This is a genomic window from Staphylococcus kloosii (assembly GCF_032139365.1).
GTDB classification, from domain to species: domain Bacteria; phylum Bacillota; class Bacilli; order Staphylococcales; family Staphylococcaceae; genus Staphylococcus; species Staphylococcus kloosii_A.
In genome coordinates this window covers 17,615-28,357 of the sequence record NZ_JAVTDB010000030.1, presented here as the reverse complement: position 1 = coordinate 28,357, position 10,743 = coordinate 17,615, and the positions used below count along the sequence as shown (strand labels likewise).

The 10,743-nt window shown below is 31.6% G+C and carries 14 protein-coding genes and 1 pseudogene; 11 read left to right on the top strand and 4 right to left on the bottom strand.

Features of this window, described 5'->3' with window-relative positions; translation table 11 throughout:
- From RPL90_RS03370 to vraR, 3 genes and pseudogenes are all read left to right on the top strand, one after another.
- A pseudogene (locus RPL90_RS03370) lies at nucleotides 1-92 on the top strand (cell wall-active antibiotics response protein LiaF); the annotation flags it as partial.
- Entirely contained in the window at nucleotides 89-1,132 is a 1,044-nt protein-coding gene (gene vraS, locus RPL90_RS03365; protein ID WP_061855636.1) for a sensor histidine kinase VraS, read from the top strand. The pseudogene RPL90_RS03370 and the gene vraS, both read left to right, overlap by 4 nt.
- Nucleotides 1,122-1,751 (top strand): response regulator transcription factor VraR, encoded by a 630-nt coding sequence (vraR, locus tag RPL90_RS03360; RefSeq protein ID WP_313545550.1) that lies wholly within the window; start codon nucleotides 1,122-1,124, stop codon nucleotides 1,749-1,751. Before vraS ends, vraR begins: the two co-directional genes overlap by 11 nt.
- 70 nt (nucleotides 1,752-1,821) lie before the next feature.
- Here vraR and RPL90_RS03355 read toward each other — a convergent pair whose 3' ends face one another.
- The 3 genes from RPL90_RS03355 to RPL90_RS03345 form a co-directional block, all read right to left on the bottom strand.
- Nucleotides 1,822-2,910, bottom strand: coding sequence for a YihY/virulence factor BrkB family protein (locus RPL90_RS03355; RefSeq protein WP_313545548.1), 1,089 nt, complete (start codon nucleotides 2,908-2,910; stop codon nucleotides 1,822-1,824).
- A gap of 254 nt (nucleotides 2,911-3,164) precedes the next feature.
- Entirely contained in the window at nucleotides 3,165-3,446 is a 282-nt protein-coding gene (locus RPL90_RS03350) for a YtxH domain-containing protein (RefSeq protein ID WP_313545546.1), read from the bottom strand.
- Nucleotides 3,447-3,452: 6 nt separating this feature from the next.
- Nucleotides 3,453-3,917 (bottom strand): low molecular weight protein-tyrosine-phosphatase, encoded by a 465-nt coding sequence (locus tag RPL90_RS03345; protein WP_048793239.1) that lies wholly within the window; start codon nucleotides 3,915-3,917, stop codon nucleotides 3,453-3,455.
- Between the two features lie 131 nt (nucleotides 3,918-4,048).
- Between RPL90_RS03345 and RPL90_RS03340 the strand changes: the two genes are divergently transcribed.
- Genes RPL90_RS03340 through RPL90_RS03330 form a run of 3 tightly spaced genes read left to right on the top strand, consistent with a single transcriptional unit; the run spans nucleotide 4,049 to nucleotide 6,055 of the window.
- Nucleotides 4,049-4,252, top strand: coding sequence for a DUF1128 family protein (locus RPL90_RS03340; RefSeq protein WP_048793238.1), 204 nt, complete (start codon nucleotides 4,049-4,051; stop codon nucleotides 4,250-4,252).
- 12 nt (nucleotides 4,253-4,264) lie between these two features.
- On the top strand, nucleotides 4,265-5,503 hold the full coding sequence (locus RPL90_RS03335; protein WP_313545543.1) for an aminopeptidase: 1,239 nt from the start codon (nucleotides 4,265-4,267) through the stop codon (nucleotides 5,501-5,503).
- Nucleotides 5,504-5,533: 30 nt separating this feature from the next.
- Entirely contained in the window at nucleotides 5,534-6,055 is a 522-nt protein-coding gene (locus tag RPL90_RS03330) for an acyl-CoA thioesterase (RefSeq protein ID WP_313545541.1), read from the top strand.
- 74 nt (nucleotides 6,056-6,129) lie between these two features.
- Here RPL90_RS03330 and yfkAB read toward each other — a convergent pair whose 3' ends face one another.
- Nucleotides 6,130-7,281 (bottom strand): radical SAM/CxCxxxxC motif protein YfkAB, encoded by a 1,152-nt coding sequence (gene yfkAB, locus RPL90_RS03325; RefSeq protein ID WP_313545540.1) that lies wholly within the window; start codon nucleotides 7,279-7,281, stop codon nucleotides 6,130-6,132.
- A gap of 242 nt (nucleotides 7,282-7,523) precedes the next feature.
- Here yfkAB and RPL90_RS03320 point away from each other — a divergent pair, with 242 nt between their 5' ends.
- The 5 genes from RPL90_RS03320 to RPL90_RS03300 all read left to right on the top strand — a co-directional run bounded on the left by RPL90_RS03320 (nucleotide 7,524) and on the right by RPL90_RS03300 (nucleotide 10,741).
- The gene (locus tag RPL90_RS03320; RefSeq protein WP_195717411.1) at nucleotides 7,524-7,685 is read left to right on the top strand and encodes an SE1561 family protein; all 162 of its coding nucleotides are present in this window, start codon (nucleotides 7,524-7,526) and stop codon (nucleotides 7,683-7,685) included.
- An 89-nt stretch (nucleotides 7,686-7,774) separates the two neighbouring features.
- Nucleotides 7,775-8,290, top strand: coding sequence for a type 1 glutamine amidotransferase domain-containing protein (locus RPL90_RS03315; RefSeq protein ID WP_313545537.1), 516 nt, complete (start codon nucleotides 7,775-7,777; stop codon nucleotides 8,288-8,290).
- Between the two features lie 336 nt (nucleotides 8,291-8,626).
- Nucleotides 8,627-9,439: a monofunctional peptidoglycan glycosyltransferase SgtB gene (gene sgtB / locus RPL90_RS03310; RefSeq protein ID WP_313545535.1), complete on the top strand. Its 813-nt coding sequence runs from the start codon at nucleotides 8,627-8,629 to the stop codon at nucleotides 9,437-9,439.
- 191 nt (nucleotides 9,440-9,630) lie between these two features.
- A complete protein-coding gene (recX, locus tag RPL90_RS03305) occupies nucleotides 9,631-10,449 on the top strand; it encodes a recombination regulator RecX (protein ID WP_313545533.1) in 819 nt (272 codons plus the stop codon).
- On the top strand, nucleotides 10,427-10,741 hold the full coding sequence (locus RPL90_RS03300) for a YfhH family protein (RefSeq protein ID WP_313545531.1): 315 nt from the start codon (nucleotides 10,427-10,429) through the stop codon (nucleotides 10,739-10,741). The genes recX and RPL90_RS03300 overlap by 23 nt, the downstream gene beginning before the upstream one ends.
- Nucleotides 10,742-10,743: the final 2 nt, after the last annotated feature.

Below are 10,743 nucleotides of genomic sequence, written 5' to 3'. Positions count from 1 at the left end.
TTAAAATTGTGGAAAAAACAAAAGAAGAAAATTATACTGTTAATATTTATCTTTCAACATTTATAGGGGATGTCGAGGTGATTTATAAATGAATCACTACATAAGAGCTATAGGTTCAATGTTGATCTTAGTATACAGTACGCTAATTGCATTTTTTTTTATAGACAAAGTTTTTGTTAATATAATGTACTTTCAAGGTATGTTTTATACGCAAATTTTTGGCATACCAGTGTTTCTATTTTTAAATTTATTAATTATTTTTTTATGTATCATAGTTGGTTCGGTGTTGGCATATAAAATTAATCAACAGAACCATTGGCTACAACGCCAAATAGAACGCTCAATAGAAGGGCAAACGGTTGGTGTAAATGATCAAGACATCGAACTGTACAATGAAACTATTGAGTTATACCATACACTTGTACCGTTAAATCAAGAAGTACATAAACTGAGAATGAAAACGCAAAATTTAACGAATGAGTCATATAATATTAACGACGTCAAAGTGAAGAAAATCATTGAAGATGAACGTCAAAGACTTGCAAGAGAACTGCATGATTCAGTAAGTCAGCAATTATTTGCTGCTAGTATGATGTTATCCGCAATAAAAGAAACCGAACTCGCACCACCATTAGATCAACAAATACCAACTTTAGAAAAAATGGTGCAAGATTCTCAATTGGAAATGAGAGCGTTGCTGTTACATTTAAGACCTATTGGCCTAAAAGATAAGTCATTAGGTGAAGGTATTAAAGACTTAGTAACTGATTTACAGAAAAAAGTGCCGATGAAAGTCGTTCATGATATTGAGGACTTTTCAGTACCAAAAGGTATAGAAGACCATCTATTTAGAATCACACAAGAAGCGATTTCAAATACATTACGACATTCAAAAGGGACTAAAGTTACAATAGAGTTGTTTAATCAAGCTGATTACTTGCTACTACGTGTGCAAGATAATGGTATAGGTTTTAATGTTGATGAAAATACTGAACAAAGTTATGGTTTAAAAAATATGCGTGAACGTGCATTAGAAATAGGTGCAACATTCCATATTGTTTCTCTACCTGATTCAGGTACAAGAATAGAAGTGAAAGCGCCATTAGATAAGGAGGAATTGGATGCCAATTAAAGTTTTATTTGTTGATGACCATGAAATGGTACGTATTGGGATATCAAGTTATTTATCAACACAACCAGATATAGAAGTAGTAGGAGAAGGAAAGTCAGGTAAAGAAGCAATTCAGTTAGCGCATGAATTAAAGCCTGATTTAATCTTAATGGATTTATTGATGGATGATATGGATGGGGTAGACGCTACTGCTCAAGTAAAAAAAGATTTACCACATATCAAAGTTGTAATGTTAACAAGTTACATTGAGGATAACGAAGTGTATCGTGCATTAGATTCTGGTGTAGATAGTTACATCTTAAAAACAACGAGTGCTAAAGATATTGCAGAAGCAATACGTAAAACACAAAATGATGAATCTGTTTTTGAAGCAGAAGTTTTAGTGAAAATGCGTAATCGTATGAAACAACGTGCAGAATTATATGAGATGTTAACTGAAAGAGAAATGGAAATTTTATTACTTATCGCTAAAGGTTATTCTAACCAAGAAATTGCTAGTGCGTCACATATTACAATTAAGACGGTAAAAACACACGTTAGTAATATATTAAGTAAATTAGAAGTTCAAGATAGAACACAAGCTGTTATTTACGCATTTCAACATGACTTAATTCAATAAAACAATAAAAATACCTCAAACAGCGCTAAGGTTGTTTGAGGTATTTTTATTGTTGTGAAAGACGCATTGGTTACGCTGTAGTATTTTTGTTGTGATTTTCTTCAATTTCTTTCATAGAACGTTCTTCAGGAGTCATACCACGAATCACTTTACGCTGATGAATAATAGCATTAATTTCAGCACCGATAATTATAATAAATCCAGTAATGTATAACCAAAACATTAAAATAATAATACCTGCGATACTACCATAAGTTTTAGAGTAGTTACTGAAGTTAGTTACATAAATTCCAAATAAATATGAACCTACTAAGAATACGATAGTAGCAAAGATTGAACCTGGAATAACAGATAACATTTTAATTTTAACGTTAGGTGCTAATGTATATAACAACATAAATGCAATAAAGACGATGATTAACGGTAAAATGATACGCAATAAATTAAATAGCCAATGTACTTCATCGCCTAATCCTAACGGGCCAAATAGTAATGAACCAATCTGTTCACCGAACGCTGGTAAAACCATCGCAAGTGGAAACACGATTGCCAATACTAAAGTGAATAAAACACTTAACAATTTAGATACAATAAAATTACGACTATCTTCCACATCATAAGCAACGTTGAAAGCATTCATTAGCGCAGTCATTCCATTTGAAGCTGACCATAGCGCTAAAATTAAACCGATAGACAGTAAGCCGCCACTGGCATTCCCCATAATATCGTTGATTAGTGATGATACTTGACTCGCATAATCATGAGGTACATGTTCACTAATCATCTTTTGTATTGTCGTTTGTTTAACACCTACGACAGGTACAATGGATAATAAGAAGATAAGCATAGGGAAGAGTGATAACATGAAGTAGTATGAAAGTTGTGCAGATAATCCTGATGCATCATCTTTACCTATACGATAAACCAAATAAGAAAAGAAATTTGGATTTTTAGTATATTTTGCTGGTTTGTTTATACGTGATACAAAAAATGTTTGACCATCTTTCTTTGTATCTTTTGATTGGAATTCGGTAGGTTTAATATATGTACGATCTTTATCTAATTTTCCGCTCTTAGATTTTTCTTCTGCAATTTTATTGTCCTCTTTTTCTTTAACTGAGTTCAAAAAATTAGAAGCGGTTTCTTTTTTCTTTGACATATCTAATCTCCTTTAACATTGCTTTATAATTAATAATATACTTTAAAAATAAATTGAGGTAAATATGTAAAAATCATATTTTAATCGTCTATAAATAAAAGAAACTAATATGAAGGTTAATATGTTTATGAAAATAGTTAAAGTATTTAATCATATAATAAAACGTTACCACTTAAATAATTTATTTATGTGGTAACGTTAGTTACTATTATGTCTAAATATCAATTAGGCATAGCTTGATAAAATATTATTGCTTAGTTTAAGCGTTTATTTTTACGTTCTACAAAAGTATCTTTAGCATCTTTTAATGAACGTTCTAATTCAGGATTATTACGTCTAATTTCTTCAATGGCATCTTTCCAATAAAATACTTCATCTTTAACTTTGCTAATGACTGACGGTTCGCTTGAACGTTTACCTTCTTTAGCGTCTTGGATTGATTGTTTTAAAGATTGACGTGTTGATTTATCAGCTAATGTTGCTGCTCCGCCGATAAACGCACCAATTAAAATTCCTGGTATTAGTTTATTATTCATTATGAGTTACCCCTCTCTTAAGTTAGCGTCTTTAACGATATAATCAATTAAATTATCACACGCAGATTGTACCATTTCAAACACACCTTCAAAATTATTAGTGTAGTAAGGGTCTGGTACATCCGTTTCTTCCATATTACTAAATTCTAGTAATTTGAACAACTGTCCTTGAATATTAGGGTTGATTCTTTTGATGTCGTCTACATTGTTTTGGTCCATAGCAATAATGTAGTCAAAGTCGTCGTTATGTGTAAACAATTCACTTATCATTCCATCAACTGAAATATTTTGGCTTGCTAAAATTTGTTGAGTACCTTCATGTGGTGGCTCACCTAAATTCCATTTACCCGTTCCACGAGATTTTACTCGTACACCTTCGATATTTCTGTCCTTTAACCTTTGTCTCATAATGGCTTCTGCCATAGGTGAGCGACAAATATTGCCTAAACAGACAAATGCAACTGTAACCATATATTTCCCTCCATAGCATTACTTCTCATTATTATTTTAGCTTTTTTTAACGTATTTCTAAAGACCAATATACCAATAATTTTACAAGGTGCTATATTTTGATAAAATAAATTGAAAAAGAGGTGAAATTAATGGCATCAAATAACGAACAAATGATATCAGAAATAAGAGAAAGACTAAATCTAGTAAACCAAAGTGTAATTGAGCCTGCTCAATTTAAAGATGCAGATGAAAATGAAGTTAAAGAGATACATTCATACGTAACTTCTAAATCATCATTTACACCAAGTGAAGCAACGGCAATCGCTGATGCACTTGGCCAAATTAGAAAATAGGGAGTGAATTTAATGTCTGATTTACAGAATAAATTACAACAATATGCACGATTACTCGTTGAAGTCGGGATGAATGTTCAAGAAGGACAACCGGTCTATATTCGTTCTAGTGTAGACGCCGTTGAATTGACACGATACATAGTTGAAGCTGCTTATCAACGTGGTGCTTCTGACGTTAAAGTGAACTATAGCGATGAAAAATTAACGCGACTTAAGTTTGAATACGAACCTGTAGAACATTTTGAAAATAATGAAGTTAAACCTTATGAGGTTGAAGCAAGAAAAGATTATATTAATAGAAATGCTGCTAATTTAGCATTAATTACGCAAGATCCAGAGTTATTAAATGGTATTAATGAGAATAAAATATCTACATTCCAATTGAAAAACGCTCAAGCATTAAAAAGTGTAATGGAAGCAACACAAAAAAATGAATACCCGTGGGTTGTAGCGGCATATCCATCTAGAACTTGGGCCCAAAAAGTTTATCCTGACTTATCTGAAGACGAAGCATATGAAAAACTAATTGATGAAGTATTAAACATCGTTAGAGTAGATGGTAATGATCCGGTAGAAAACTGGAAACAGCATGTTGCAGAATTAAGTAAACATGCAGAACGTTTACAAGAAAAAGAATATAGTGCATTGCGTTATGAATCTGAAGGTACAGATTTAACTATTGGTCTGCCTAAAGGTCATTTATGGGTTGATGCGACAAGCTATACAAGTAAAGGGCAAGCTTTCGTCGCTAATATCCCAACCGAAGAAGTTTTCACTGCACCTGATCGCAATCGAGTCGATGGTTATGTAACTAACAAATTACCGCTAAGCCATAACGGTAATGTTATTGATGGCTTTACTTTAACATTTAAAGATGGCATAGTCGTTGATTACAAGGCGGAAAAAGGTGAAGATGTTTTACGTAACTTATTAGAGACGGATGAGGGTGCTAAAAGATTAGGAGAAGTTGCATTAGTACCAGATGATTCTCCAATTTCAAATAGAAACACGATTTTTTATAATACGTTGTTTGACGAAAATGCTTCATGCCACATTGCATTAGGTTCAGCATATGGCTTCAACATCGAAAATGGTACTGAAATGAGCACTGAAGAAAAAATAGCAAGTGGTTTAAATGATTCTTTAGTCCACGTTGATTTCATGATAGGTAGTAATGATTTAACTATTTATGGAGTTAAAGAAAATGGTGAAGAAGAATTGGTTTTTGAACACGGTAACTGGGCTGAATAAAATAAATAGTTAATACAAGGGGATAAATTTATGGAATCTAGAAAAAGTAAAGCGATGTCCGAAGCTAAAAGTATCAAAGCGAGACAAGTATTTCCACAAGATACCAACCATTTAAATACAATGTTTGGTGGTACTTTAATGGCTAATGTAGATGAAATAGCTGCTATATGTGCTATGAAGCATTCAAACACGACAGTAGTTACGGCTTCCACTGATTCAGTTGATTTTTTACAACCTATTAAATCGGGAGACATATTATCGTATGAAGCGATGGTATCACATGCAGGTACGACATCTATGGAGGTTTGTGTACAAATAATTATCGAAGATGTAATTAAACAAGAACAACATTTAGCAGCCTTAAGCTTTTTAACATTTGTTGCATTGGATAAAGAGGGCAAACCTACAACTATACCAAGTGTGTATCCTGAAACACCAACTGAAATATGGTTCCATGAAACTGCGCCAGCTAGAGTAAATAGACGCAAAGAACGTCGAGTAGAGAGTATACAATCTATTGAATTTCTAGCTAATGCGCGTAATAAAGAATAAATTAATGATGAATGATATTTGTGGGGAATGTCGAATAAAAGAAGCTGAGACTTTCGAAGTCTCAGCTTCTTTTATTATTTCATTTGATAAATGTGATGCATCATTTTTTCTTTTTCTTTAAAGTCTGTATTTGGATAATACATATTTTTAACTAAAACGTTCGGACCTAAACAATTAAACTCAGAACAATGACAGTTTAGCGATTGTGCTAATGATGAACCTATCCATTGGTCAAAGACATCTGGTAATTTATCAGTTTTAATATTTGAAATTGTGCCATTTTCATCACCGAAATCAGTAACGATTACATTACCCGTAAAGACATTGACATTAAGTCTATTACGTCCATCTGGATCATTACGTGTTGTGACATTTTTAGCGTTATTTAAGCGTTGAAGTAAAACTTGATCATTTGCATCATTTAAACAAGGATAAATAGGCAATGTTCCGAATAACATCCATACATCTTCGTCCCTAATATCAAGTAAATGATTGATCGCTTCCTTCATTTCTTGTAAAGATAAGACATTAAGTTGGCTGGCAAAATCTGCGGGGTACATTGGATGTATTTCATGACGACTACAATGCATATCTTTAACTACTTCGTTATGTATTTTATCCAAATGTGGTAACGTACTTTGATTTAACATCGTTTCAGCTGAAACAAACATGCCTTGTTTAGATAAATTAGAGGCATTATCTAACATTTGATCATATAATTTTAGTTTGGCTTTAAGCGGCGGTTGTTTTGTCATAGCGCCAAAACCGACATCCGTAAACTCATCTATGGTTCCCCAATTATGTGAAATATGCATGACATCGATATACTCGGCTATGTCTAAATAGCGATCTTGAGGCAACGTTAAATTAGAGTTCATTTGGACATATATACCACGATTGTAGGCGTATTTTAACAAAGGCTTTACTATTTGTTTAATAGATTTTTTTGAGAACATTGGCTCTCCGCCGGTAATAGACAATGTTTTTAAATTAGGTATTTCATCTAATCTTCGGTAAATTAAATCCATCGGTAATGGTTCGGGGTCTTGTGTTTGAAGCGTGTAACCAACAGCACAATGACTACAACGCATATTACATAAATTTGTAGTCGTAAATTCAATATTACTTAATGTTAATTGGTTATGTATATTAATATCGTTATAAGGTTCCCAAGGGTCGTTATAAATATCAATAGGACGTTTATTATTGATTGAGTAAATAGACATTTAAATCCTTCTTTCTTTATATCTAATGGTTTAACGATGTGAAAAATGGTGCTTTGTACTTAAATAAAGCGTTATATATATGTGTAAAATGGGCATAAAATAAGGTACATGTAAAATGCGCTATTTTATGTACTTTAAATTTAATTAACAGTAAGATATACTCTTAATATTATTAAGAGTATATCTTTATTTGTCAAACAGATGTTAGTATATATTTAATAGTGATAAAGGAGCAATTAAACATGGATGAAAATCAAACAATTGATCAAATTAAAGCAAGACTTGAAAAATTTATGGAAGATATCGATCACGTTAATCCTAATGAAGTTAAGGTTGAAGATATTGACGAATGGATTGGTTTATTAGATCAACTTGAAGAGAAAGTAAAATCAGTATCAAAGTAATAATTTAAATTAAACCACGATAATACGTTTAAAGCTCTTTCTACTTGGTTATAACATAAATATCAAACGAAAGAGAAAGGTGATTATTGATGGCAAAAAAAGTAGCTGTACTTTTAACAGATGAATTTGAAGATATAGAATATACAAGCCCTAAAGAGGCGATTGAAGAATCAGGTAATGAAGTAGTAGTTATTGGTGACACTGCAAATAGCGAAGTTGTCGGTAAACATGGTGAAAAAGTTACTGTTGATGTGAGCATTGCAGATGCTAAACCTGAAGATTATGATGGATTATTACTTCCGGGTGGCTTTTCACCTGACCACTTAAGAGGTGATGAAGAAGGCAGATATGGTACATTCGCTAAATACTTCACTAAAAATGATGTGCCTACATTTGCAATTTGCCATGGACCTCAAATTTTAATTGATACAGATGATTTAAATGGTCGTACGTTAACAGCAGTATTGAACGTGCGTAAAGATTTATCAAATGCTGGTGCACAAGTTGTTGACGAATCGGTCGTAGTTGATAAAAATATCGTAACAAGCCGTACACCTGATGATTTAGATGACTTTAATAAAGCTATTGTTGATCAACTTAAATAACTTTAGAGCTATCACAAGTTGATATTTTGTAATAAGCAAGCAACCGAAATTTGTAAATTTCGGTTGCTTTTTTGTATGACGAAATGTTTATACATTTAAATTAACGCGCTTAAATATATGAAATGGTATAGTTAGTAATTATTATTCGTTAACTGCATAAAATAAGTGCTGTTGTAATTCTATTTTTACTAATTGTTGTTTAATAAGTCCAACTACATTTATAGTCAGGTATATTTATACACCCTTGGACTGATTTTTAAAAAATAGTATAGCTAAAGATGTAAAGTATTGGTAAACTCACTTATAATAGAGTGAGATGAACAAAGGAGACCGTGCATGAAAAGAAGCGAACGGAATAAAAATAGTATGAAGCGTTCGAGACAACCAGTTTCAAATACGCCATACCATAATACTTATTATGAACCAGTAAATAAAAAGAAGAAAAAGAAAAAAAGTAATAGTTTGTTTTTAACATTAACATTCACCGTATTAATCATTATAGGCATCTTTATAGGCGTTATGTACGCACTATCTTTAAATTCCGATGTGGATGATTTAAAATCAATTAAAGACAAAGATAGTTACGTTTCAGTGGCAGATATGCCTAATTATACAAGAGGCGCATTTATAGCATTAGAAGATGAAAGGTTTTATAAGCATAAAGGCTTTGATATCAAAGGGACTTCAAGGGCTTTATTTTCCACGTTAAGTGATCGCAGCATTCAGGGTGGTAGTACAATTACGCAACAAGTTGTTAAAAACTACTATTTTGATAATGAGCGAAGTGTAACTAGAAAGTTTAAAGAATTATTTATTGCACATCGTGTAGAACATACTTATGACAAAGACCAAATATTAAGTTTTTATGTAAATAATATTTTTTATGGTAATAGTGAGTACACTGTAGAAAGTGCTGCAAATCATTATTTTGGTACAACTACAGATGTTAATAATCAAAATTTACCCAAAATAACTGTTTTACAAAGTGCAATGTTAGCAAGTAAAATTAATGCACCAAGTGTTTATGATATAAATGATATGTCTGATAACTTTAAAAACAGAGTGAAAGTGACTTTAGAAAAAATGAAACAGCAGGATTATATTTCAAATAATCAATATCAAGAAGCGATACAACAACTAGGCGTTTAATAAAATTATATGAGTTAAGTGTTACTGAAGAGGATTCTCCCACTTTTTAGTAACACTTTTTTTATTTTACTAGTAGCTTTATCTTTTTAATACTTATAGTTAGCAAAGTACTTATGTTAATAAATCTTTTATAGTACAATAATTCTAAATCACTACAATTTAAGGTATGCTAATATAGTGGAGTGAAATCAATGCCAAAGATTACTAAAATAGAAGTTCAGAAAAAAAATAAAGAACGATTTAATTTATACTTAGATGAACAATTTGAAATGGGCATAGATATAAATACTTTTGCTCATTTTAATTTAAAAAAAGAGCAAGTTTTAAACCCATCTGATATGGAGCAAATTCAAAAATACGAACAATATCGCCAAGCATTAAATAAAACGATACAATATATTTCATACCGTAAACGTACTGAACAAGAAATCGTTAGTTATCTACAAGATAATGAATTTACTGAAGCGGTCATTGCTGATGTAATTGATTATTGCTACAAAGAAAAGTTAATCGACCATGTTGATTATGCAGAAAGTCTTAAAAATACTATGATACAGACTACGGACAAAGGCCCGGAAGTATATAAACAAAAGCTATATCAGTTAGGTATAGAGCAAGATATTATTGAAAGTTATACAGAAAAATTTAAACAACAGCAGCCGATCGAACAAATAATTAAAACAGCTCAAAAAATATTACGTCAGAAAAAAGGTCCCATTATTAAACAACAAAATAAATTGAAACAATCATTGTTGCAAAAAGGATATGCTTTTGATGTCATAAACGAAGTTATGAAAAGTATGGATTTTTCGCAATCGGCAGATGAAATAGACCAATTATTGCAAGCAGATTTAGAAAAAGTTTATAATAAAAATCGACGTAAATATGATGGTCGTATAGTTATAATGAAAACCATCGAAGCACTTATGAGAAAAGGCTATAACTATGATAAAATTAAACACAAATTAGAAGAGAGTGGAATTTCAGATGGAACAGAAGAAATTGAGTGAAATGAGCGAACAAGAGTTACGCCATGAAATTCAAATATATAAAGAAAAAATGAGAAAAGCTGAGATGAATGGCATTTTAAATGAATATGATGTTTATCAAAGTAAAGTTATCGTGGCCGAAAGTTATATCGTAGATCGCTCAAAAATTGAAATGGGCAAAATTTACAAATTAGCAGATGGCACAGATGATTATTTTAAAGTTGAAAGATTGAAAGGGATTTTTGCATGGGGATTCCGTATAAATAGCTCACAACCAGAAGAAGGTTTACCTGTAGCATTATTAAAATTGTAGAA

Coding starts and splice junctions, on each gene's coding strand:
- vraS (WP_061855636.1), top strand. CDS start 89: ATGAATCACTACATAAGAGCTATAGGTTCAATGTTGATCTTAGTATAC.
- vraR (WP_313545550.1), top strand. CDS start 1,122: ATGCCAATTAAAGTTTTATTTGTTGATGACCATGAAATGGTACGTATT.
- RPL90_RS03355 (WP_313545548.1), bottom strand. CDS start 2,910: ATGTCAAAGAAAAAAGAAACCGCTTCTAATTTTTTGAACTCAGTTAAA.
- RPL90_RS03350 (WP_313545546.1), bottom strand. CDS start 3,446: ATGAATAATAAACTAATACCAGGAATTTTAATTGGTGCGTTTATCGGC.
- RPL90_RS03345 (WP_048793239.1), bottom strand. CDS start 3,917: ATGGTTACAGTTGCATTTGTCTGTTTAGGCAATATTTGTCGCTCACCT.
- RPL90_RS03340 (WP_048793238.1), top strand. CDS start 4,049: ATGGCATCAAATAACGAACAAATGATATCAGAAATAAGAGAAAGACTA.
- RPL90_RS03335 (WP_313545543.1), top strand. CDS start 4,265: ATGTCTGATTTACAGAATAAATTACAACAATATGCACGATTACTCGTT.
- RPL90_RS03330 (WP_313545541.1), top strand. CDS start 5,534: ATGGAATCTAGAAAAAGTAAAGCGATGTCCGAAGCTAAAAGTATCAAA.
- yfkAB (WP_313545540.1), bottom strand. CDS start 7,281: ATGTCTATTTACTCAATCAATAATAAACGTCCTATTGATATTTATAAC.
- RPL90_RS03320 (WP_195717411.1), top strand. CDS start 7,524: ATGGATGAAAATCAAACAATTGATCAAATTAAAGCAAGACTTGAAAAA.
- RPL90_RS03315 (WP_313545537.1), top strand. CDS start 7,775: ATGGCAAAAAAAGTAGCTGTACTTTTAACAGATGAATTTGAAGATATA.
- sgtB (WP_313545535.1), top strand. CDS start 8,627: ATGAAAAGAAGCGAACGGAATAAAAATAGTATGAAGCGTTCGAGACAA.
- recX (WP_313545533.1), top strand. CDS start 9,631: ATGCCAAAGATTACTAAAATAGAAGTTCAGAAAAAAAATAAAGAACGA.
- RPL90_RS03300 (WP_313545531.1), top strand. CDS start 10,427: ATGGAACAGAAGAAATTGAGTGAAATGAGCGAACAAGAGTTACGCCAT.